The sequence below is a fragment of the Jiella soli genome, assembly GCF_020615385.1.
Taxonomy (GTDB): Bacteria; Pseudomonadota; Alphaproteobacteria; order Rhizobiales; family Rhizobiaceae; genus VKMB-3413.
Map to the genome: position 1 here is coordinate 398,538 of NZ_JAJAVB010000025.1, position 22,584 is coordinate 421,121.

The window sequence follows — 22,584 nt, forward strand, 5'->3', positions numbered from 1 at the left end:
GCTCCGGCGCGGCGCCAGTCGTCTACATCATCATCCGCATGTCGAGATTGTAGAGGATCCATATCGTCCCGCCCGCCATGACCACCACGATCATGAAGGAAAAGAGGATCAGCTGCAGGTCTTCGCGCTTCGATTTCGCCAGGTTGATGTGCAGGAAATAATAGAAATGCGCGACGATCTGCACGACGGCGCAGCCGAGAATGATCCACAGAAGCGTCATGCGCGACCAGTCGGTCCAGGCGACGCTTCCGAAGGCGGCGATCGTCAGCGCGGCCGCGACGACGAGCCCGGCGAAATAGTGCCGGCGTTCGCGGCGGAAGTCTTCCTCGTGTTTCATCCGGCGAGCCCCTGTAGATAGACGACGGAGAAGATCCCGACCCAGACGACATCGAGGAAGTGCCAGAACAGGCCGAGCCTGAGGATCCTCAGCTTCACGTCCCTGTCGACCCCGAACACCATGATCTGGGCGAGCATGACGACGATCCACAGGCAGCCGAGCGCGACGTGGATGCCATGGGTCGAGACCAGGGCGAAATAGGCGGAGATGAAGCCCGAGCGGCTGGGGCCGACGCCTTTCTCGAAGACCGACAGGAAGTCGTGCGCCTCGAAGCCGAGAAAGGTGAGGCCGAGGCACAGCGTCACGACCAGCCAGTAGACGACGAAGCGCGGCCGCGGATTGTACTTCATCGCCAGCGAGGCCATGCCGAAGGTGAAGCTGCTCATCAACAATAGGCCGGTCTCGATCGACACGCTCTTGAGGTCGTAGAGCTCCTTCGGACCCGGCCCTCCCGCCGTGGCCCCCATCAGCACCGCATAGGTCGCAAACAGCATGGCGAAGATGATGAGATCGCTCATCAGATAGACCCAGAAGCCGAAGACGAGTTCCTCGGCCTCTTGATGGGTCTTCGGATCGGTGGTCCCGAGATTGATGCCGGGATGCGCCTGTTCCCAATGGCTCATGCCGCCGATGCCTCCGCCAGACCCCTGTTCGCCGGGCTGGTCTCGTAATCGCGCGAGATCACCGGCGCGCGGTGGACGGCGCGGAGCCAGCGCTCATGCTCGCGGCGCACCTCCTCGGCCGGGATGATCTTCTTGGTGTCCTTGACGAAGCTGCGGCCGATGACCGATCCGATCATGGCGAATAGGCCGGTCGCGACCATCCACCAGATGTACCAGACCAGGCCGAAGGCGATCATCGCGCCGGCCATGGCGAAGAGCGGGCCGAGCACCGAATTCTTCGGCATCTCGATGTCCTTGTAGTGCTCGGGCGGCAGATAGGCCTCGCCACGTTGCTTCATCCCATGGAAGGCGTCGCGCCCCTGGACGGTCGGGATGACGGCGAAATTGTATTCGGGCGGCGGGGCGGAGACCATCCATTCCAGCGAGCGCCCGTTCCAGGGGTCGCCGACGAAGACCTCGGTCGCCCGGCGCTGCCGGATGCTGACGAAAAGCTGGATCGCGAGGCTGCCGAAAGCGGCGAGCACGAAGCCGGCTCCGACCAGGGCGACGATTGTCCAGGGCAAATAGGCGCCTTCGAAATACTCCACCGTGCGGCGGGGCATGCCGAGCGCGCCGAGCGCGTAGAGCGGGAAGAAGGCGAGCGTGAAGCCAAGCACCCAGCACACGAAGGCGATCCGGCCCCAGACCTCGTTCAGCCGAAAGCCGAAGGCCTTCGGGAACCAGTAGGTGTAGCCCGCGATCATGCCGTAGAGCATTCCGGGGATCAGCATGTTGTGGAAATGCGCGACCAGGAACAGCGTGTTGTGGACCTGATAGTCGACGGCGGGATTGGCGAGGAGAATGCCGGTCAGTCCGCCGATGGTGAACAGGATGATGAAGGCGAGGGCGTAGAGCATCGGGACCGGGAATCGGATCCGCCCGCGGAACATGGTCAGGATCCAGTCGTAGATCTTCACCCCGGTCGGAATGCCGACCAGCATGGTCGCCGTCCCGAAGACGGCGTTCAGCGCCGCCGTCTGGCCCATGGTGAAGAAGTGGTGCACCCAGACCAGGAAGGAGATGAAGCCGATCGCGGCCGTGGCCCCGACGAGGCCGAAATAGCCGTAGAGCTTCTTGCCCGAAAAATTCGAGAAGACTTCCGAATAGATCCCGAAGGCCGGCAGGATCAGGATGTAGACCTCGGGGTGGCCGAACGCCCAGAACAGGTTGGCGTACATCATCATGTTGCCGCCGAGGTCGTTGGTGAAGAAGTGCATGTCAGCGTAACGGTCGAGCGCGAGCAGGATCGTCGCGACGGTCAGCGGCGGCATGGCGAAGATCATCAGGATGCTGGTGGCGAGTGCCGTCCAGGTGAATAGCGGCATGCGCATCAGATGCATGCCCGGGCAGCGCTTCTTGTAGATCGTGACGGCGAAGTTGATGCCTGTCATGGTCGAGCCGATCGAACTCAACGTCACCGCCCAGATCCAGTAGTCTGGCCCGACGCCGGGATTGAACGTCCACTCGGTATAGGGCGGATACCCGCTCCAACCGCCGGTTGAGAACTTGCCGAGGCATAGGGACACCATCATGATCGCCGCCCCGGCGGAGGTGAAGGCGAGGCTGAGCGAGTTCATCAGCGGGAAGGAAACGTCGCGCGCGCCGATCTGCAGCGGCATGGCGTAGTTGATGAGCCCGGTGAGGAACGGCATCGCCATGAAGAAGATCATGATCGTGCCGTGGGTGGTGAAGAGCTGCGAGAAATGGTCCGGCGGCAGATAGCCGGGCGCGTCGTAGGCCAGCGCCTGCTGCAGGCGCATCATCGACGCCTCGACCAGGGCGCGCGCCATCATCACGAAGGAGAGGATGATGAACATGATGCCGATCTTCTTGTGGTCGAGGCTTGTCAGCCATTCGCTCCACAGATAGCGCCACGTCCCGAGCCAGGTGACCAGCACCGCCACGAAGAGGGCGCCGAAGACGACGATCGATGCGGCGAACGTGGCGATCGGGCTGTAGAAGGGCAGGGCGTCGTAGGACAGCTTGCCGAAGAAGAAGAACCACCAGTCGGAACCGGTCATGGTCGTCCCTTACTTGTCTGCGTGGCGTTCGGTCGGCTGGACACCGGTGGGATAGGGAGGGCGGTATTTCGAGACGATCCGGTCGAGAAAGTCTGGCGCCGCGTCGGTGAAGTAGAGGCGGCCGGGCGGCAGCGAAGTCATGCCCAGCCGCTGCTGCGCCTCGACGGCCGTGCTGCGCTGGGACAGGACGGCGTAGGACTTCATGTCCAAGGGGCGCGGAGCCTCGGCGCGGATCGTCTCCACCCAGGCATCGAACTCCGGCTCGGCCATGGCGTGCACGTCGAATTTTTGCGTGTGGAAGCCCATGCCGTTGAACTGCGTGTTCTCGCCGCGCAAACTCCCGGCACGGTCGGCGAGGAGGTAGAGTTGCGTCTTCATGCCCGCCATGGCGTAGATCTGGCTGCCGAGCGAGGGGATGAAGAAGGATTGCATCACCGCGTCGGCGGTGATGGTGAAGTGCACCGGCCGGTTCGTCGGGAGGCCGAGCACGCCCACCGTCGCGATATGCTGCTCGGGATAGACGAACAGCCATTTCCAATCGAGGCCGATGACCTGGATCTCGAGCGGCGGCTTGTCGGAGGCGATCGGCCGATAGGGATCGAGGTCGTTCTCCCAGGACCAGATCAGATAGGCGAGGATGCCGACGATGAGGACGGGCACGCCCCAGATCACGATTTCCAGGCCCCAGGAAAAGCCCCAGTCCGGCTCGTACCTGCTCTTGGCATTGGTGCGCCGGTAGCGCCACGCGAACAGGGGAACGAGGATGAAGACCGGCAGGCAGACGATCATCATCCAGCCGATCACCTGCAGGAACAGCGCCCGCTGCTGATGGGCGACCGGACCGTAGGGATGAAGGAAGGACGATTGTTGTGCGCAGCCGGCCAGGCCGAGGACGGTGAGAAGCAGAAGGCCGAGCGCGAGCGCCCGGCAGCCGAGGCGGATCTTGTCGCCGCTCATTCGGCGCTCCGCGCGCTGAAATTTCCGACCTCCGCCATCGGTGCAACAGCGCGTATCACAGTCATGCGTGACCTCGTCCGGGGGGCTGTAACGGTCCTGGCGGCCATGTCAGCCGGCCGCCTCGCCGGCGTCGAATTCCGCCAGCGCCAATAGGGCGTTGACGAGGGCAAGATGGCTGAGCGCCTGCGGATAATTGCCGGCCAGGCGACGGCTGGCGACGTCGTATTCTTCCGACAGGAGACCAAGCTCGCTACGCACGTTGAGCGCCGTGTCGATAGTCTCGACCGCGGCGGAGCGCCGTCCCTGTAGGAGCCGGCATTCGGCGAGCCAGAAGGAACAGGCGATGAAGGCGCCTTCCGGCACCAGCCCTTCCATCAGGTGGCGCCGCACCAGTCCCTGATCGACGAGCCGGTCCTCGACGAGGGCGATGGTGCCCTGGATGCGCTCGTCCTCGACCGGCAGGAAACCAACCTTCGGCAGGAGCAGGAGCGAAGCATCCACCTCCCGTCCTCCGAAATAGGAGGTGAAGGAGCCGAGCCCGGGGTCGTAGCCTTCGCGGCAGATGACGTCGTGGATGTGGTCGCGCAGCGCTTCCAGCCGCTTGCGGTCCTTTGCTGAGAGTTCCTGTCCGCCCTTGCCCTTCAGGAAGAGATCCAGCGCAACCCACGTCATCACCTTGGAATAGGTGTAGTGGCGCGGCCGACCGCGGCTTTCCCACAGGCCGGAATCGGGCTCCTGCCAGACCCGTTCGACATAGTCGACGATGGCGTGTTCGAGGTGGCGGCCCTGTTCGGTGCGCTTCATGCCGGCCTGTTCGGAGGCATGCAGCGTGCGGATCAGCTCGCCATAGACGTCGAGCTGGAGCTGTCCGGCAGCGGCATTGCCGACGCGCACCGGTTGGGCGAAGCGATAGCCGGACAGCCAGCCGAGTTGGGCCTCGTCGAGCCGGCGCGAGCCGTCGACGCGGTACATGATCTGCATCTTGTCCGGCGCGCCGGCGACCGCTCTCAGGATCCAGTCGCGCCAGGCGGAGGCTTCCTCGGTGAAGCCGCAGCCGACCAGAGCGGTCAGCGTGAAGGTCGCGTCCCTGAGCCAGCAGAAGCGATAGTCCCAGTTCATCGTGCCGCCCGGCTGCTCCGGCAGCGACGTCGTCGGTGCCGCGACGAGGCCGCCTGTCGGGCGATGGACGAGCGCCTTCAGCGTGAGCAGCGAACGGCTCATCGGCTCGCGATAGCGCTCCTCGTCGAGCGGACTGTCGAACTGGCCGATCCAGTCGGTCCAGTATTTCCGCGTTTCCTCCAGAGCCTTGTCCGGATCGATCGCCTCGGGATCGGGATCCTGCGCCGGACCGTAGGTCAGGAGGAAGGCGTGGCGGCTGCCCTCCGAGGTCGTGAAGTGCGAGGTGGCCCTGCTGTCCTCGATCCGAAGATCCTCGCTGCTGCGGATGACCACCTTGTCCGGCCCGACATGCATGGCGACGCCGTCCTCGCTGCGGGTCACCCATGGCGGCATGTTGCCGTAGTCGAAGCGCAGCGCCGCATCCATGCGCGCGTTGACCTTGCCGTAAACGCCGCTCACCAGGCGCACGAGGACCGGATTGCCGGAGCGGACCGGCATGAAGTCGGTGATCCGGATGGTGCCGCTCTCGCAGGCGAGGTCCGTCTCCAGGATCATCGTGCCCGGCTGGTAGCGGTGTGCGCTGTGCGTGACCGGCTCTTCCGGGCCGATCTGCCAGCAGCCGTTCTCGGCACTGCCGAGGAGCGACGCGCAGCATGCCGACGAATCGAAGCGCGGCAGGCAAAGCCAGTCGACCGATCCCTGGCGGGTGATGAGGGCGACGGTCTCGCCGTCGCCGATCATCGCCAGCTCTTCGAGCGGCCGGGTCATCGTATAGCTCCGGCCGGGGAGATGGACGGAAACCTCATGTCAGCGCCGTCTTCGCATAAAGAGGGAGGCGATTGACAACAGACCGATGAGCCCGACGCCGGCGATGACGGCATCGCGGTGGCGCTCTGTCACCATCTCCAGGCTGGTCGACCTCGCCTCAGAATCAAAACGGCCATGCGCCGTGGCATGGCCGGCCACGGGGTGGAACAGATTGGCCGGAGCATCGGCGGGCTTCGGCGTGTTGGAAAGCTGCGACTTGTAGCCCTTCTTCGCCAAGAAGCGGTCGAGCAGGCCGGGCGCGATCATGTTCCCGACGATCGCCTGGACGCTGGAATAGCCCACCCAGATCTCTCGGCGCTTGTTGGTTGCTGCGAAGAAAATCGCCCGCGCGGCGACCTCCGGCTCGAAGATCGGCGGCACCGGCTGAGCCTTCTTGCTCATCTTGTTCATCGCCCAGTCGAACTGCGGCGTGTTGACCGCCGGCAGCATGACCATGGTCAACTGGATGTCGAGACCGTCATGGATGAGTTCGGAGCGCAGCGAATCGGTAAAGCCGCGGATCGCCGCCTTGGCGGCGCAGTAGGGGGCCTGCAGGGGGACGGAGCGATAGCCGAGGGCGGAGCCGATATTGACGATCACGCCGCGGCGGCGCACGCGCATGCGCTTCAGCGCGGCCATCATGCCGTGGACCTGGCCTTGATAGGTTACGTCGGTCGCGCGCCGGATCTCTTCCGCCGTCAGCTCCGCGACCGGTGCGAAGACCGTCGCCATCGCGACATTCACCCATGTGTGGATCGGCCCGAGCTCCCCCTCGACGCGCGCTGCGGCATGATCGACCGCCTCTGCGTCGGCGACGTCCGTGGGTACCGCCAGCGCCTTGCGCCCGAGCCCACGGATTTCGGCGGCCAGACTGTCGAGCCGGGCGGGATCGCGAGAAAGGAGCCCGACATCGTAGCCGTTGCGCGCGAATTCCAGCGCTGTCGCACGGCCGACGCCCGCGCCTGCCCCGGTGATCACGGCGATCTTGCTCATTCTCGTCTCCTCATCTCGGAAAGCCTCGCTTGGGGGGTGTCGATCCACGTACCGGACCGGACAGGAGCAGCCTCGCCGGCGCGGTGCACCGAATAGCGGCCCCGCTCGCGCCGGGCCCGGCTTGGGCTCGATCGGCAAGGCCGACTTGTGGCGAGGCGGCGGGGTTTCAAATGACCGGATGCTAGCCGTCTATGGTTCGCCTCCGGGTCCGGATGTCCCCGCTGTGTCAGTTGTCGCTCTCGGATCCGTGAACGAGAGTCCTGCGTCGATCACGGTCGCGCGATCTCTATGAGAACCTCCGATCGGCGCGAGCGTTCCCCGGCGCAGCCCTACAAATCCGTAACGATTTCTTTCGAGACGATTGCCGGCCGGGCAGGTCGTACGGCTGGATTCGCCAGCGCGGCCGGGGCTGAACTACAGCGGGCGCCGGCTTAAATGCGCAGACATTCTTCTGAAACCCTCCAGCCCGCGAGCCACATGAGCGAAAGACCCAACATCATCGACATCGAGGATCCGGACGATCCGCGGGTCGAGGACTTCCGGGACGTGCGCGAGCGCGACCTCGTCCGGCGCGGCGGCTTCATCGCCGAGGGCGCCGTCGTGCTCGACCATCTCATCGGCTCGGCTCGGTTCGGTCCCACCGCATTGCTGATCCTGGAAAGCCGGCTTGCCGGGCTCGGGTCCCGCCTTGCCCGCCTGCCGGCCGATGTGCCGATCTATGTCACCGGCCGCGAGGTCTTCGATCGCATTGCCGGCTTTCCGGTCAACCGGGGCGTCCTCGCCCATGCCGAGGATCGCGGGGGCGGGAGCGACGCTTCGCAGATGCTCGCGGCGGCCCGGGCCAGGGGGCGGCCGGTCGTCGTGCTGATCGGCCTGTCCAACCACGACAATGTCGGCGCGATCTTTCGCAATGCGGCCGCCTTTGGAGCCGGCGCCGTCCTTCTCGACGCGACCAGCTGCCATCCGCTCTATCGCAAGGCCCTGCGTGTCTCGGTCGGCACGGTGCTGACGGTTCCCTGGCGGTATGGCGGAGCGTCCGAGGATATCGCGGAGATGGTCGAGGCGGCCGGCTTCCGCCCGATCGCGCTGGCGCCCGGGGGCGATACCGGGCTTGCGGCGGTCGCTGAAGGTGGGCCCGCGGCGCTGTTCCTCGGCTCGGAAGGGGATGGACTACCGCCAGGACTGATGGGCCGCATGCGCACGGTCCGGATCGCGATGGAGCCGGCGCTGGACAGCCTCAACGTCGCAACGTCGGCCGCGATCGTGCTCCACGCGCTCTATTCGGCGGCGTGATCCTTGACGGTCTGGCGGTTCTGGATGCGTCGCACCCGCTCGGCGAGACTCGGCGCGTCGCTGCGCCGGGGCGAGTCCTGGTCGGCCGATAGGATCGTATCGAGCGGCGAACGCGGGCCCTCGGCCGTCGCGGTCATCGCGATGACGCGCGCCGCGAGGTCGCTCACCTTCTGGCGCAGGCCTTCCTCGTCGACGTCCTCGTCGAGGATCGGACGCTCTGGCAGGTCGAGCGTCTCGGCAAGGCTCGGGCGACCGTTCGGCTTCGGCATCGGCACGTCCTCCGGCGCTTTCTCTGACTGAGGCTGCTGCTTGTCGGCGACGCGGCGGGGCGGCTGACGGTCTTTCGAACGCGCATGCCTCGCCGTCGCGGCTGTCGCAGCCGTCGAGGCCTGGGCCCCGAGAAGCCGCGCCAGCTGTTCGTCGCGGTCGGCGAGTTGGGATGTCAGGCGGGTCACCTTCTCGTCGAGGCGCCGGGTGGCGGCCTTCTCCTTCTGGAGATGGGCCTCGAGCGCGCTCGTCTCGCTCTTCAGCCGCTCGATCAGGTTCTGGCCCTCCCTGCTCTGGCGCTCGGTCTGGCGCAATTCGTCGGAGAGCTGCTCGATCTTCGTCTCGGCGGAGATGATGTTGAGCTTGCGCTCCTCGGCGATCGCGCCGAGCTCGCGGAAGCGCTCGGCCAGCGCATCCATTTCCTCGGTCCGCAGCTCCAGGTCGTGGCGCGTGTGTCTCAGCTGTTCGTCGAACTCGTCGATTTCGCGCTCGCGTGCCTCCAGCGTCTCGGCGATCTCCTTGAGATCCGCCGTCTGCTGGGCGACCGTCTCGGACAGGGTGGTGTTGCGAGCCCGAAGCTCGGCATTCTCGCCCGCGACGCGGCCGGCCTCCGCCCGTTCCAGCGCAGCCTTCCGCATATCTTCCTCGGCCTTGATCTCGCGCCGCCGCGTCGTCAGCGCCGCCTCGGCGCGCACATGGTCGATGCTCGCCCGGATCTCGTTGACATTGGCCGGGATCGCGGCCTCGAACTCTCGCAGCGCCAGCCGCTGGGCACGGCGCCAGACGAGCGGCGCCAACAGCAGCGCAAGGAGCAGCGCCGCGCAGAAGCCGAATACGAATGTCAGGGCGGTCGCAATCATGGGGCAGCCGGGTTAGCCAATCACACCAACGGTATAGTGCAAGATGGGCCTTTTTGTTCGGTCAACTTCGTCTGAGCGAGGAAGAATCGCCCGGCGATATGGTTTTATGGCAACGCCGCGGCAAGCGTCGACGGTGCGCATGCGCGCCCGGCGCCAGCTTTCCGGCTGCTGCGCCTCCTGGTCGTCGCTGCCGCCGCCGCCGGATTGATCGGATCCGGCGCATATGGCCCGGTCGCGGCCGGGCATCGCATCATGTGTCGGGGCGGGACAAGTGGTGGTCTTTCCCCCCAGAGTTCGGCCGCGACTGTTTCAGAACGGGTTCCAGGTCGGCATGGGGGTCATCTTCAGATAGCCGACATTGATGCCGAGGCGGGCGCCGATCCCGGTCTTGACCGGGACGAGCAGCACGTCGTCGCGCTTGAGGACCGTCATGCCGAGGCCGCCGACGAGATAGGCGCTGCCCGACAGCCCGCCGAACCGCCCGTAGACGGCATCCACGGACGGCAGGTTGTAGACTAGCATCATGGTGCGGGCGCCGTCGCCGCCGACGTCGAAGCCGAGCGAGGGGCCCTGCCAGAAGATGCGGTGCTGGCCGGCATTCTTGGTGAACAGCGTGCCCTCGCCGAAGCGCAGGCCGCCGAAGAAGGCACCCGCGGCCTCTTCGCCGAGGATGTAGCCGTTCGGCAGGCCATAGCTGCGGAACGCCCGCTCCATGAGCTGGGCGAGGCCGCCGGAGGTCGTGCCGAAGAACTGATGGCCCGTGCGGACCACTTCGTCCAGCGTGTAGCCGGACGACTGGGTCTGGGCGATGGCGGCGGGCGTGGTGAGCTGCACCTGGCAAAGCCCGACGAGGGCAGCGAGAAGAAGTCGGCGGACCGCTGCGGCGATGTTCTGCATGGTCGAATTCCTTCGCGATGGCAGACCGCTCCGGGGCGTCCGAAGCATCTGGCGCCGACGAGGCGCTTTCGGGCGAATTGGAACAAATCATGCTTGCCAATTGCCTAACGCAAAACGGCAACTTCGTGATCTTTTCGCGGTCGGGCCCGCGCGAAACGGCGGTCCACCCGTGGCCCGTCGGTTGACGCGGCCGGCCGTGGGACTCATTGTTTGCCCCGAAATGGGACGGGTGATTCGACCCGGTTCCGCCAGCCTTCTTCCGGACGGACATTCGAATGACGACGCTTCCAGCGCTTTCCTCGGCGGATCTCGCGGCCCTCCTCTCCAGCAGGCTGTGCCACGACATCATTTCGCCGGTCTTCGGCATCCAGAGCGGCCTCGAACTGCTCGACGACATGCCGAACGACAAGGAAGCGATGGATCTCGTCAGGAGTTCGCTGAAATCGGCGGTGGCGAAGCTCCAGTTCGCCCGCATCGCCTTCGGCGCGGCCGGCTCGCAGACCGCGATGATCGACCTCAACGACGCCAAGACGGTGGCGATGGGCTATATGGAGCACGAGAAGGCCAATCTCGTCTGGGAGGGCGAGGTGGGCTACGTGAAGAAGAACTTCGCCAAGGTCATCCTCAATCTCGTGCTTCTGGCCAGCGCCTCGATCAGCCGCGGCGGCGAGGTCCGGGTCGACATCGAGGCGACCGACCCGCCGCGGGCGAGTGTGCGCGCGACGGGCGAGCGTATCCGCATGCAGCCGCGGCTCGTCGCGCTGCTCGACGGCGCCGAAGACCAGGAGACGATGGACGCTCAGGCGATCCAGCCCTACTACACGCTGTTCCTGGCACAGGAATGCGGCCTCTCCGTCTCCTACGAGAAGGTAGACGGCCAGGTGACCTTCTCGGCCGCCGCGGCCTGACGGTTCCCGCTCCTTCGCGCGCGATCGCTTGATCTTCCATCGCGTGCGTGACCGCTCCTTGGTGAGGGGCGGAACCTGCGGTTCTGCGCGAGGCAGGCGCTGCCGGACCGTAACTTTACGGAAAATTTGCCGCGTTCTCGAACCGTCTCTCAACCCTGTACTGTTACAGTTTGCCCCTGCCGCCCGTCCGTGACGGGAACTGACCGGAGGGACGTCATGCAAACCTGCCTCATCATCGACGAAGCGCCGGTGATCCGGAAGATCGCCTCCCGGATCCTTCTGCAGTTCGGTCTCGCCGTCGAATGCGTCGCGACGCCCGCCGAGGCGCAGATCTGGATCGGCGAGAACGGGTTTCCCGACATCGCCATCGTCGCCGCCAACGCCTCCGAGCCCTCCGGCGTCGACTTCGTCCGGGAATACCGGCGGCGGGCAGGCCAGGCCCCGGTCGTCATCCTGGCCCTCCTCGCCGAAGCCAATCTGGGGCTGATGACACGGCTGCGGCGGGCCGGCGCAAACGGCTACGTCTTCAAGCCCTTCGACCGCCGAAGTCTCGGTGAGCAGTTGGCGCCCTATATCGCGGACCAGGCCGCCTGAGCGGGTCCCGCATCGGCGGCGGCGGCGGGTTCCCCTCCGCCTGAGGCGGCAGCCGGCGCGGTTCTTCCGCTTGTTCCGTGTGCGGTCGCAATGCGCTACTCCTTGCCGGATCGATGACGTCGGGGAGTGGTTCGGATGTTGAAGGCCGTGGGAATGCCGGGATCGCGGCTCGGCCGCGTGACCTGGATGCTGGAGGAGATCGGCGAGCCCTACGAGATCGTCCCCTGCAAGCCGCATGACGAGACGATCAAAGCGCTCAATCCGTCCGGCAAGATGCCGGCGCTGATCGACGGTGACTTCGTGCTCGTCGATTCCGGCGCGATCGTCGGCTATCTCGCCGACAAATACGCGCCGACGATCCTTTCTGCGCCGTCCGGTACGCGCGAGCGGGCGATGATCGATTCCTTCGTCCAATTCGCCCAGAGCGAGCTGGAGAGCGGGCCGTGGCACAAGGCGCAGAACCGCTTCGTCCTGCCGGAACATCTCCGGCGCGATGTCGACGACCTCGTCGCCTATGAATTCGGCACGGCCTGCCATGCGCTGGAGGCGCGGCTCGGCGACCGCTCCTATGCCGTGGACGAGAGGTTCACAATCGCCGACCTGATGCTCGGACACTGCGCCGCCTGGGCGCGGATGGCCCGGCTCGAGATTTCCTCGCCGGCGCTCAACGCCTATTTCGACAGTATCCTCGATCGGCCGGCCCTTGCCAGGGCGAGGGCGCGGGAGGCGGAAGCCAAGGCTGCCGCGGGCTGATAGAAGCGAACGAAGGAGGGGGCTCATGCGCAAAATAACGAAGGCGGCGGTCTGGGCCGCGGCGCTGGTCGCGGCGGGCATCGTGCCGGCTCTTGCTGCGCCGCTGACGATCGACCTCGAGGGCGATGCCCAGCGCACGACGGTCGACTACGCCTGCAAGTCCGGCCCGGACGCTGCGCCGACGCCGCTCGGCGTCGAGTACATCAACCTGCCGCACAACAATCTGGCGGTCCTGCCGATCGACGGACATCCGACCGTCTTCGTCGACACGGTCGCGGCGGCGGGCGCGAAATACGCCGCCGGCCGCTGGATCTGGTGGACGAGGGGCCGGCGGGGAACCCTGCGCGACGTTATCCAGAACGACCCGAAGAAGGACGTCATCTGCGAACTCAAGCGCTGACGCCGATCTTGGCCAGACCGCTCTGCGTTCGCCGGCCCGGCCTCCGGTCGCCGTCTATGCCTGCGGCGACAGGAGCGACAGCGCGCTTTCATGCAGCTGCGGCCGGTAGCCGGCCGCGAGCGCCCCGACCGTTACCGCAGGCGTCACAACCGTTACGATTCCGTCCGGACCTGGGGCCGAGCGATCATATCCGTCGATCCGCCAGCGCAGGATCCGGTCGGACCAGACCAGCCAGAACGCATCATCCGACAGAATCATCGCCCCGTCGGGCAGGCCCGAGGCGTCGGCTTCATGACGGATCTGCCTGCGCGAATAGCTCTCGACCCGGCAGGCATGCAGGCGCCGGTCGATCAGGCCTGCCCGGATAGTGCTCGCCTCGCCATCTGCCCGGGCGAAGGCGGCGGCGAAGTCTCGGAACGCGGGGCGCCGGCATTCGGCGCAGGGCCGATGCCCGGCGGCGAGCGCCGTTGCCTCGTCGAGGAAGAAGAGCTCGGTGTAATTTCCCGGCTCCATGATCGTCCGGCGGATGCCCTTGAAGTCGAGGGTGCAGGCGATCCAGGCCTTGTGTCGCCAGCGGCTCGTTCCGAGCGTGCGGTCCGCGCCGTGCAGGATCCCGCGATTGCCCATCAGCGTGCCTTTTGCGGGGTCCGCGACGATCTCTCCCGCCGGCGTTACCCTGTTCTGAAGCGCCATGGTCGTCCTTTCCGCCCGCGTGCACCGGTCCTCGGCACGGCTCGCGCCGCTCTGCCGCCCGGTCCGCGTTTCGATCGATACTGAGCGGCACTGGCGAGCCGCGCCTGCCCGCCGTATCTTCCGCCCGGATGTGGGCACGGAGATTGAGCATGATCGTCGGCAATGAGGTCAAGCGGCGCGGCCAGTGGACAAACGCGGCGGACACGATCACGCTGGACGAGACCCAGCGGCATCGCCGCCGCATGGCGATGGTCACGGACGGGGGCATCGCCTTCCTGCTCGACCTCTCAGAGGCGACGCTTCTGCGCGACGGCGACGCGATCCTTTTCGACGACGGCCAGATCATCGAGGTCAAGGCCAAGCCCGAGCCGCTCTACGAGGTCCGGGGGCGGGACACGGCCCATCTCGTGGCGCTTGCCTGGCAGATCGGCAATCGGCACCTGTCTGCGCAGGTCTTTGCCGACCGGCTGCTGATCCGGCGCGACAAGGTACTCCGCGAGATGCTGGAGGGCCTCGGCGCCAGCGTGAGCGAGGTCGAGGCGGCGTTCGATCCCGAAGGCGGCGCCTATGACGAGAGCGCGCGCCACGGCCATCATCACGACGGTGCCGGCCGCTGATGGCGGACCGTCCGGGGATGCTGCGCGACGGAGACGACACCGCGCGCCGGCATCTTCCGACGCTTCTGACGCTGTTCTCGCCGGCCTTTCCGGTCGGCGGCTTCGCCTATTCGCATGGGCTGGAGACGGCGGTGCGGGAAGGCACAGTCGCCGACGGTGCCGACGTGGAGGCCTGGGTCCGGCTGCTCTTGCGGGCCGGCAGTGGCTGGAACGATCTCGTGCTTCTGACCGAGGCCTTCCATGCGGCCGAGGCCGGCGATTCCACGCGGCTCGCCGAGGTGGAGGAACTGGCTGAAGCGCTCTCCGGCAGTGCCGAGCGACGCATGGAGACGCTGGCTCTGGGCGTGGCTTTCGCCGAGGCGTCGCAGCCCTGGCTGCTTCCGCCGGCCCCGGCCCCGGCCGGGCAGGCCGAGGACGCGGGCGAGAGCGGGGCGCCGCCCTATCCGGTGGCGGTCGGACGTCTCGTCGCCAGGGCTGGCCTGCCGCTGGCCGAGACGCTCGCCGCCTATGCCCATGGCTTTGCGGCCTCCCTGGTCTCGGCGGCGGTGCGGCTGGTGCCGCTCGCCCAGAGCGAGGCCGTGCGCATCCTCCATCGTCTCGAGCCGGAGATCAGCGCCGCCGCCGAACGCGCGAGCGCCTCGACGCTGGACGATCTCGGCCAAGCGGCGCTACTCTCGGAGATCGCTGCGATGCGGCATGAAACGCTTCGAACAAGGCTCTTTCGCTCATGACATCGAGAAACGGACCCTTGCGGGTCGGAATCGGCGGGCCGGTCGGCTCCGGCAAGACGACGCTGACCGAAAAACTCTGCAAGGCGGCGCGCGAGACCTGGTCGATCGGGGTCGTCACCAACGACATCTACACCCGCGAGGACGCCGAGGCGCTGGTGCGCCTGCAGGCGCTTGCGTCGGACCGGATCATCGGCGTCGAGACCGGCGGCTGCCCGCATACCGCGATCCGCGAGGATGCCTCGATCAACATCGCCGCGATCCGGGATCTCAACCGGCGCCATCCGGACCTCGACCTCGTCCTGGTCGAATCCGGCGGGGACAATCTGGCCGCGACCTTCTCGCCGGATCTCGTCGATCTCTCGATCTACGTCATCTCGGTCTGCCAGGGAGACGACATTCCTCGCAAGGGCGGCCCGGCTATCACCCGCTCCGACCTCCTCGTCGTCAACAAGACCGACCTTGCCCCTTATGTCGGAGCGGATCTCGAGCGCATGCGCAGCGATGCGGCGAAGGGCAGGGGTGATCTGCCGACGGTCTTCACCGATCTCTCCCGCGCGAAGGGCGTCGGCGACATCCTCGCTTTTCTCACGCGCCAGGGCGGATTGCCGGCGGTCAAGACGGCGGCGTGAGCCGGCTCTTCCTGAAGAGCCCGCTGGCGATCCTTGCCGAGGGGGCGGATGGCGGCATCGTCGTCGAGAGCGGCAAGATCGTCGAGCTGGTGCCGGCCGGCGGTACTCCCGCCCGGCCGGTCGATGAGACGGTGGACGCCTCGGCCCATGTCGTGCTGCCGGGCCTCGTCAACACCCATCACCACTTCTACCAGACGCTGACGCGGGCTCATCCGCAGGCGATCGACCGCGAACTCTTCCCCTGGCTGAAGGCGCTCTACCCGATCTGGGCGAGGCTGGATCCTCCGAGCTTCCGCCTCGCGGTGCGCCTGGCGCTGACGGAGCTCCTGATGTCCGGCTGCACGACGGCGGCCGACCACCACTATCTCTTTCCCGGCGGCCTGGACGATGCCATCGACATCGACATCGAGGCCGAGGAGGCGCAGGCGCTCGGCATCCGCGTGACGCTGACGCGCGGCTCGATGGACCTGTCGCAGAAGGATGGCGGCCTGCCGCCGGACGACGTCGTGCAGGACGCCGACGCGATCCTCTCAGACAGCGAGCGCCTCATCGCCCGCTATCACGACCGGTCGGAAGGCGCGATGACGCAGATCGCGCTCGCGCCCTGCTCGCCCTTCTCCGTCACCAGGCGGCTGATGATCGAATCGGCCGCCCTGGCGGAACGGCACGACTGCCGGCTGCACACCCATCTCGGCGAAACCAAGGACGAGAACCGCTTCTGCGAGGAGACTTTCGGCTGCCGGCCGGTCGACTATCTGGAAGAGGTCGGCTGGCTCGGACCCCGCACCTGGCTCGCCCATGGCATCCATTTCACCACCGAGGAATGCCGGCGGCTCGGCGCCCACAAGGTCGGCGTCTGCCACTGTCCGGCCTCCAACGCCGTGCTCGCCTCCGGCTTCTGCCCGGTGAACGAACTGAAGGCCGCCGGCTCGCCGGTCGGGCTCGGCGTCGACGGCTCGGCTTCGAACGACGCCTCCAACATGATCGAGGCGGCGCGCCACGCGCTGATGGTCGGGCGGCTGAACTATCGCTCGGCGGAGGCGATCACCGCCCGCGATGCCCTGACGATGGCGAGCGAAGGCTCTGCCGTCTGTCTCGGCCGCGAGGACATCGGCAGGATCGCCGTCGGCCGGCAGGCCGACCTCGCCCTGTTCACGCTCGACGAGTTGCGCTTTTCTGGCGCCCATGATCCGGTCGCGGCGCTCGTTCTTTGCGGCGCGACGCGGGCGGATAGGGTAATGGTCAAGGGGACATGGCGCGTGCTGGACGGCATGCCGGTCGGCATCGACGTCGCGCGGCTTCGCGAGGAGCACGGGAGGGCCGCCCGGCGCTTTGCCTGATCAGAGCGCCAAGCCGCTCGCCTCGTTCGCGCGCGCCAGGAGCCACGCCTCGCATTCGTCTGCCGGCATGGCCGGGGCGAACAGAAAGCCCTGCAGCTCATCGCAGCCGAGGAGACGCAGCTGTTCGGCCTGATCCTCGTTCTCGACGCCTTCGCCGACGGTCTTAAGGCCGAGGCCGTGGGCGAGGTCGATCGTCGACCGGACGAGCAGGCGGTCGTCGGGATCGGCCGCAAGACCGGTCACGAAGACCCGGTCGATCTTGATCACGTCGAGTGGCAGGCTCTTCAGCGCGGCGAGGTTGGAGCAGCCGGTTCCGAAATCGTCGAGGGCGATCGTCAGGCCGAGGGAATGCAGCGCGTTCAGCCGCCGCGCCGCCGCATCGATCGGCTCGACCAGAAGGCTTTCGGTGATCTCGATCTGCAGGGCAGAAGGATCGAACGCCTCGGCCGCCAGGAGGCCGGCGATCACCGGAACGATCTCGTCCTTCTCGAGCTGTTTCGGCGAGACGTTGACGGCGACGTGGTCGACCAGTCCGCGCTCGAGCCACGGCTTGACCGCCCGGCACGCCTTGCGCAGCACCTGCATGCCGAGTTCGTCGATCAGGCCGGCAGACTCGGCCAGCGCGATGAAGTCGTCCGGCGGGACGAGCCCGCCATCGCCCCGGCGCCAGCGCGCCAGCGCTTCCAGACTGGTGCAGCGCCGGCTTTGCGCATCCATCTTGGGCTGGAACCAGACCTCGATGCGGTCGGCGGCGATCGCGGCGCGCAGATCCTCCTCAAGGTCGGTTCTCGCCTGAGACGCCGCCTGCATGCCGTGCTCATAGCCCACAAGATGGTTGCGGCCGGCGCGTTTGGCGGCGTCGAGCGCGATCTCGGCGCGCGCCTGCAGGTCCAACGGGCCGAGAGCCTCGCCTTCGGTGAAGGCCCAACCGGCCGAACAGGTCAGGTTGACCGTTGCGTGCCTGGCACGCACCGGGTCCGACACGGATTCGAAGACGGAACGAGCAAGAGCCTGTGCACTTCCATCCGGGAAGGGTGCCTCGCAGAAGACCACGAACTCGTCGCCGCCGAAGCGGGCGACGAACCCGCTGTTGCCGACCGAATGTCGGAGCCGGTCGCCGATGCCGGCGAGAACCGCATCGCCACACGCATATCCGTGGGTGAGGTTGATCGCACGGAAACCATCGAGGTCGAGCAGAATGAGCGCGGCGGCATGGTCGCTGTCCGCCGACTGGAAGGGGGGAGCGCGCAGGAACCGTTCGAATTGCCTGCGGTCCGGCAGTCCGGTGACCGCGTCGCTACCGATGCGAAACCGGCTGAGGAATTGATGCGGGGCGGCCTCCTCCATGCAAGGCTCGACACCGTTGCGCCCGATCTCCCGCGCTGCCGCGGAAGCGAAGATGGGCCTATCGGCCTGTGCCGCGTCCGATGCGGCAAAGTACGACCCGCATGAGGACTCAGGTCTTCCGGAAACGATCGGTCTCATCGTGTTTCCTCTGCCGATAAAGGGATTGGCTCCCCACGAAGGCGGAAGAAGCCGATCGTGTCGTGCGGAGCGCGGCGACTTCGGTGTCCGACACGGGTCAATTCGGCTCGACGCATGGGTCCTGATCCTCAACCGGTGTCGGCCGGACGGGCGGTCGGCCAAGCTCTTGCCCTGTTCTGCTCTCCGTATTCATCCTGTCGCCGGAGCCGAGGCTCCGTCTGAATCCCGGCAAAATTGTCAAAGCAGAGATTCCTGTACAACTATTGCGATTGGGCTTCGCCGGGAGACTCAACAGGAACTCCCGAATACGGTTGAACTATGAACTGAGGGGACGTTGGTTCCCCGACGCTGCGGGAGGAAATTCGCGCAGCCGGTGTAGGCGCGGGATCCATTGGCGGCTAACGGCTTGTTGTTCCGGCGATTCCCGCCGCAATCGCGGGCATGGCGCCGATCGCCGCAGGCAAGACTTACGTCAGACGTGGTTAGCGAAGTCTGAAAGAAGGAAGGGGTCGGAAAGGAGGAATTCCTCGAGATTGGCACCAGGGCCGCCTCGGTCGACGATGAGGAAGTCGCTCACGCCCTCGAGCGACAGGAGAGGATGGTGCCAAGTGCCGGGAGCGTAGTTAACTCCCTGGTCGCCTCTGGCGAGAAACGCGACCGGCGTTCCCGGTCGTCCGGCTTCGTCCTGCGCGACGACCGCGAGCCAGGGCCGGCCCGACAGCGGATAGAAGGCCTGGCTGCCGAGGGGGTGGCGCTCCATCATCTTGATCTCGACCGGGAGCGTGAAGGGCTCGCCGCGGAAGATCGAGATCAGCGGGCGGCCGCCTTCGGCTCCGACATCGACATGCGCGAGATCGTGATAGCGGATCGTCGTGCCGTTGTTGATCGGCCGCTCCTCCGCGCCGGCGATCTCGATCACATCGCCGAAGGGCGCGAAGGCCGCCTTCGTCAGCGGCTCTGCGCGGATGACGCGGCCCGGTCCGTTCACGACGCCTTGGTTCCGTAGAGCCGCAGGCGCGAGACGCCGCCATCGGGAAAGATGTCGAGCCGGACATGGGTGACGGCGCCGACCGGCTCGACCGTTTCGATCTCCCGGATGGCGTCGGCCGCCAGCTTGGTCTCGGTCACGAGCAGCGGCCAAGCGGCGCTCTCGGCTTCCACCGCGTCTGCCGTCATATCGCCGTCCACCTTGGCCGCGCGCAGGCTGAAGCGGTCGGGATAATTTCCCTTGAAGTGGTGGGTGTCGATCAGGAGGTGGCTGATCGTTCCGGCGGTGCCGAGCTTCAGCACGCACCAGTCGTTGCCCGGCCGGCGCCGGCGGGCCGTCTCCCAGCCGTCGGCCATCACCGGCGCCCGGCCGGGCGCGAGCATGTTGGCGGGATGGCCGTAATGGGCGTCGTTCCAGGCGACGGCCGTCCCGCCATTCTCGATCGCCGCGAGGTCGACCACCTCGCTCGTGCCGACCTCGGACCAGTCCTTGGCGATGGTGCCGTAGACCCGCAGCCGCGCGACCCCGCCATCGGGGTAGATGTGGAGCCGCAGCCAGCGCACGGGCGCGCCGCCCTCCAGCGTGACGAGGTTGTGGCTGTCGCCGGTCAGCGCCCGGCGCGGCACGATCTGCACCCAGTCGGCCTCAGAGGGCTCGCCCGCCGTGTCAGCGGCCTCGACCGAGGCCTCGGGCGGGAAATTGCCCGTGAAGAAGGCGGTGTCGATGTCGATCGCCCCGATTCGGCCTCGCTGGCCGAGGCGGATCACCGCATGATCGTGGCCGGGCGTGCGCTTGCGGCGCGATTCCCAGCCGTCCATCCACTTGCCGTGATCGTCGAAGCGGTCGGGATAGAAGACCGGCGCGGCCGGCGAGATCATCCGGCTCTTGTCGGCGAAAAAATCGTCGGTCGCATAGGTCACCTCGGTGCCGAGCCGCGGATGGGCGAGATCGACATATCGTTTGAGGAGATCGTCGGCCCCGGGAAGGGCGGGGGCGGTGACGAAACGCTCGGAACTCATGCGCGGTCCTTGAAGATCTGGTCGATGCGGATGCGCGCGATCTTTTCCACCTCGCGGCAGGCGGTGGCGAATTCGGCGTCGCGGTCGTGCCCGACGCGGGCTTCGAACGCCGTGAGGATCGCATGCTTGTCGAGGCCCGTCACCGCGATGATGAAGGGAAAGCCGAAACGCTCGACATAGCGGCCGTTGAGCTCGGTGAAGCGGGCGAGTTCGCCTTCGCTCAATGTGTCGAGGCCGGCGCCGGCCTGCTCCGCCTTCGATCGCTCGGTGAGGTCGCCGGCAAGCGCCAGGCGGCCGGCGAGATCGGGATGGGCCTGAAGGACCTGCAGGCGTTCGGCTTCGCTCGCCGCGCGGAAGCTCTGGGTAAGGAGGCTGGAGAGACCGGCGGGGCAGTCATGCGCGGCATGAAGCCCGCCCATCGCCGCCCGTTCGGCGATGAAGGGCGAGTGTTCGAAGACGCCGCCGAAGATCTCGACGAACTCGGTCTGGGTCATCCGGCTCGGCTTGAATCCAGGCCGATAGGGGAAGCGTTCGCGCCAGTGCCGGGCGATGTCGATGCGGCGCGCCACCCAGACGTCGGGCTTGTCCTGGACATAGTCGAGGAAGCGGGCGAGCGCGGCGGCCCGGCCCGGGCGCCCGACGAGCCGGCAGTGGAGGCCGACATTGAGCATCTTCGGGCTGCCGGCCGCTCCCTCGGCGTAGAGCACGTCGAAGGCGTCCTTCAGATAGGCGAAGAACTGGTCCCCCGAATTGAATCCCTGGGGCGTCGCGAACCGCATGTCATTGGTGTCGAGCGTATAGGGGATGATCAAATGCGGCCCGTTCGCGCCCTCGACCCAATAGGGCAACTCGTCGGCATAGCTGTCGGAGGAATAGGCGAAGCCGCCTTCTTCCATGACCAGCTTCAGCGTATTGGCGGAGGGCTTGCCCTGGTAGATCCCGAGCGGGCGCGAGCCGGTGACCGCGGTGTGGAGCCGGACCGCGTCGCGGATGTGCTGGCGTTCCACCTCCTCCGGAAAATCCTTGTATTCGAGCCAGCGCAATCCATGGCTGGCGATCTCCCAGTCCGCCTCGATCATCGCCTCGACGGCTTCCGGGTTGCGCTGAAGCGCGAGCGCGACGCCATAGACGGTGACAGCCATCTGCCGCTCGGTGAACATCCGCCACAGCCGCCAGAAGCCGGCCCGCGCGCCGAATTCGTAGATCGATTCCATGTTGAGATTGCGCTGCCCCGGCCAGGGCTGCGCGCCGACGATCTCGGACAGAAGCGATTCCGACGACGGATCGCCGTCGAGGATCGAACTCTCGCCGCCCTCCTCGTAATTGACGACGAACTGGACGCAGATCTTCGCGGGGCCCTGACCGGAGGGATTGGGCCATTGCGGATCGGGATGCGTCCGACCGTAGCCGTAGAGGTCGCGGGGATAGCGGACAGGGGTCATGGGCGGCGGTCTTCGCGATTGGCGATCAAGAAGGCGTAGCCGCGTCCGCGCTCGCAATCAATCGGCGGAAGGCTGAGCTATGAACTCCCGGCGTCTCACCGTCCCCCGCCGACCTCGTCGAGATGGAACAGCATGTCGGCGGGATCCTCGTAGACGCGGAAGGCGCCGGCGCGCTCGAGTTCGTCCTGGCCGTAGCCGCCCGACAGGAGCCCGACGCCGAGCGCCCGGCAGCGCTGGGCCGCCAGCATGTCCCAGATCGAATCGCCCACGACGATGGCGACGTTGGTGTCGACACCGAGCTTTCGTGCCGCCGCGACGAAGAGGTCCGGATCCGGCTTGGCGAATTCGACGTCGTCGCGGGTGACGATCGGCGTGGAATCGACATCGATCTCCAGCCGTTCGAGATTGTACCGGGCCGTCTCCATCCGGCCGCTGGTGGCGATCGCCCAGGGCGTGCCGACGCGGGTCAGCGTCTTCAGAAGCTCGATTGCGCCCGGCAGCGGACGAACGCTATTGGAATGCCGCGCATAGGCTTCGGCATGCAGGCGCCGCAGCCGCTCGCGGCGCTCCTCGGTGATTTCCTCGCCGATCTCGCGCAGGAGCTGATTGGTGAAGAGACCGCCGCTCATCCCGATCTTGCGGTGGATGCGCCAGACCGACAGGGCGATGCCCTCCTGGTCGAGCGCGTCCTTCCAGGAGAGGACGTGCTGGTAGACGCTGTCGACCAGCGTCCCGTCGAGATCGAAGAGGAAGGCGGGTTCGTTGCGCATGG

The 22,584-nt window shown here is 66.7% G+C and carries 23 protein-coding genes; 9 read left to right on the top strand and 14 right to left on the bottom strand.

What is annotated here, in order from left to right; translation table 11 throughout:
• Window positions 1–22 precede the first annotated feature (22 nt).
• The 6 genes from cyoD to LH400_RS16355 form a co-directional block, all read right to left on the bottom strand.
• The gene (gene cyoD, locus LH400_RS16330) at window positions 23–337 is read right to left on the bottom strand and encodes a cytochrome o ubiquinol oxidase subunit IV (protein ID WP_229153882.1); all 315 of its coding nucleotides are present in this window, start codon (window positions 335–337) and stop codon (window positions 23–25) included.
• Window positions 334–960, bottom strand: a complete 627-nt coding sequence (gene cyoC, locus LH400_RS16335) for a cytochrome o ubiquinol oxidase subunit III (protein ID WP_229153883.1) — start codon at window positions 958–960, stop codon at window positions 334–336. Before cyoC ends, cyoD begins: the two co-directional genes overlap by 4 nt.
• Complete coding sequence (locus LH400_RS16340) at window positions 957–3,020, bottom strand: cbb3-type cytochrome c oxidase subunit I (RefSeq protein ID WP_229153885.1); 2,064 nt, start codon at window positions 3,018–3,020, stop codon at window positions 957–959. Before LH400_RS16340 ends, cyoC begins: the two co-directional genes overlap by 4 nt.
• A gap of 9 nt (window positions 3,021–3,029) precedes the next feature.
• Window positions 3,030–3,977 carry a cytochrome ubiquinol oxidase subunit II gene (locus tag LH400_RS16345; protein ID WP_229153887.1) on the bottom strand — a complete coding sequence of 316 codons (948 nt, stop codon included), beginning with the start codon at window positions 3,975–3,977 and terminating at the stop codon, window positions 3,030–3,032.
• A 108-nt stretch (window positions 3,978–4,085) separates the two neighbouring features.
• Window positions 4,086–5,864 carry a glycoside hydrolase family 15 protein gene (locus LH400_RS16350; protein WP_229153889.1) on the bottom strand — a complete coding sequence of 593 codons (1,779 nt, stop codon included), beginning with the start codon at window positions 5,862–5,864 and terminating at the stop codon, window positions 4,086–4,088.
• Between the two features lie 39 nt (window positions 5,865–5,903).
• Window positions 5,904–6,896, bottom strand: coding sequence for an SDR family oxidoreductase (locus tag LH400_RS16355; RefSeq protein ID WP_229153891.1), 993 nt, complete (start codon window positions 6,894–6,896; stop codon window positions 5,904–5,906).
• Between the two features lie 477 nt (window positions 6,897–7,373).
• Here LH400_RS16355 and LH400_RS16360 point away from each other — a divergent pair, with 477 nt between their 5' ends.
• Window positions 7,374–8,189 carry a TrmH family RNA methyltransferase gene (locus LH400_RS16360; RefSeq protein WP_229153893.1) on the top strand — a complete coding sequence of 272 codons (816 nt, stop codon included), beginning with the start codon at window positions 7,374–7,376 and terminating at the stop codon, window positions 8,187–8,189.
• On the opposite strand, the gene LH400_RS16365 is transcribed toward LH400_RS16360, so the two are convergent.
• The gene (locus tag LH400_RS16365; RefSeq protein WP_229153895.1) at window positions 8,174–9,316 is read right to left on the bottom strand and encodes a coiled-coil domain-containing protein; all 1,143 of its coding nucleotides are present in this window, start codon (window positions 9,314–9,316) and stop codon (window positions 8,174–8,176) included. The two genes, LH400_RS16360 and LH400_RS16365, sit on opposite strands and share 16 nt — an antisense overlap.
• A gap of 309 nt (window positions 9,317–9,625) precedes the next feature.
• Complete coding sequence (locus LH400_RS16370) at window positions 9,626–10,213, bottom strand: DUF1134 domain-containing protein (protein WP_229153897.1); 588 nt, start codon at window positions 10,211–10,213, stop codon at window positions 9,626–9,628.
• A 275-nt stretch (window positions 10,214–10,488) separates the two neighbouring features.
• Here LH400_RS16370 and chpT point away from each other — a divergent pair, with 275 nt between their 5' ends.
• The 4 genes from chpT (at window position 10,489) to LH400_RS16390 (ending at window position 12,868) form a co-directional block, all read left to right on the top strand.
• A complete protein-coding gene (gene chpT / locus LH400_RS16375; RefSeq protein WP_229153899.1) occupies window positions 10,489–11,121 on the top strand; it encodes a histidine phosphotransferase ChpT in 633 nt (210 codons plus the stop codon).
• Window positions 11,122–11,337: 216 nt separating this feature from the next.
• Window positions 11,338–11,715, top strand: coding sequence for a response regulator (locus LH400_RS16380; RefSeq protein ID WP_229153900.1), 378 nt, complete (start codon window positions 11,338–11,340; stop codon window positions 11,713–11,715).
• A gap of 153 nt (window positions 11,716–11,868) precedes the next feature.
• Window positions 11,869–12,468: a glutathione S-transferase family protein gene (locus LH400_RS16385; RefSeq protein WP_229153902.1), complete on the top strand. Its 600-nt coding sequence runs from the start codon at window positions 11,869–11,871 to the stop codon at window positions 12,466–12,468.
• A gap of 25 nt (window positions 12,469–12,493) precedes the next feature.
• Complete coding sequence (locus LH400_RS16390) at window positions 12,494–12,868, top strand: MliC family protein (RefSeq protein WP_229153904.1); 375 nt, start codon at window positions 12,494–12,496, stop codon at window positions 12,866–12,868.
• Between the two features lie 54 nt (window positions 12,869–12,922).
• Here LH400_RS16390 and LH400_RS16395 read toward each other — a convergent pair whose 3' ends face one another.
• Entirely contained in the window at window positions 12,923–13,561 is a 639-nt protein-coding gene (locus LH400_RS16395) for a hypothetical protein (RefSeq protein ID WP_229153906.1), read from the bottom strand.
• A 149-nt stretch (window positions 13,562–13,710) separates the two neighbouring features.
• On the opposite strand from LH400_RS16395, the gene LH400_RS16400 reads away from it, so the two are divergent.
• The 4 genes from LH400_RS16400 to LH400_RS16415 are packed head-to-tail and all read left to right on the top strand — an operon-like array spanning window position 13,711 to window position 16,878.
• The gene (locus tag LH400_RS16400) at window positions 13,711–14,178 is read left to right on the top strand and encodes an urease accessory protein UreE (RefSeq protein WP_229153908.1); all 468 of its coding nucleotides are present in this window, start codon (window positions 13,711–13,713) and stop codon (window positions 14,176–14,178) included.
• A 17-nt stretch (window positions 14,179–14,195) separates the two neighbouring features.
• Entirely contained in the window at window positions 14,196–14,909 is a 714-nt protein-coding gene (locus LH400_RS16405; RefSeq protein WP_229153910.1) for an urease accessory protein UreF, read from the top strand.
• A complete protein-coding gene (gene ureG, locus LH400_RS16410; RefSeq protein ID WP_229153912.1) occupies window positions 14,906–15,538 on the top strand; it encodes an urease accessory protein UreG in 633 nt (210 codons plus the stop codon). Before LH400_RS16405 ends, ureG begins: the two co-directional genes overlap by 4 nt.
• Window positions 15,535–16,878 (top strand): 8-oxoguanine deaminase, encoded by a 1,344-nt coding sequence (locus LH400_RS16415; RefSeq protein WP_229153913.1) that lies wholly within the window; start codon window positions 15,535–15,537, stop codon window positions 16,876–16,878. The genes ureG and LH400_RS16415 overlap by 4 nt, the downstream gene beginning before the upstream one ends.
• Here the strand turns inward: LH400_RS16415 and LH400_RS16420 are convergent, their stop codons facing one another.
• From LH400_RS16420 to LH400_RS16440, 5 genes are all read right to left on the bottom strand, one after another.
• Window positions 16,879–18,225, bottom strand: a complete 1,347-nt coding sequence (locus tag LH400_RS16420; RefSeq protein WP_229153914.1) for a putative bifunctional diguanylate cyclase/phosphodiesterase — start codon at window positions 18,223–18,225, stop codon at window positions 16,879–16,881.
• 610 nt (window positions 18,226–18,835) lie between these two features.
• The gene (locus LH400_RS16425; RefSeq protein ID WP_229153916.1) at window positions 18,836–19,351 is read right to left on the bottom strand and encodes an ureidoglycolate lyase; all 516 of its coding nucleotides are present in this window, start codon (window positions 19,349–19,351) and stop codon (window positions 18,836–18,838) included.
• Window positions 19,348–20,370 (bottom strand): allantoicase, encoded by a 1,023-nt coding sequence (gene alc, locus LH400_RS16430; protein WP_229153918.1) that lies wholly within the window; start codon window positions 20,368–20,370, stop codon window positions 19,348–19,350. The genes LH400_RS16425 and alc overlap by 4 nt, the downstream gene beginning before the upstream one ends.
• Complete coding sequence (puuE, locus tag LH400_RS16435) at window positions 20,367–21,812, bottom strand: allantoinase PuuE (protein ID WP_229153920.1); 1,446 nt, start codon at window positions 21,810–21,812, stop codon at window positions 20,367–20,369. The genes alc and puuE overlap by 4 nt, the downstream gene beginning before the upstream one ends.
• 95 nt (window positions 21,813–21,907) lie before the next feature.
• Window positions 21,908–22,582, bottom strand: coding sequence for an HAD family hydrolase (locus LH400_RS16440; protein ID WP_229153922.1), 675 nt, complete (start codon window positions 22,580–22,582; stop codon window positions 21,908–21,910).
• Between the last annotated feature and the right edge of the window lie 2 nt (window positions 22,583–22,584).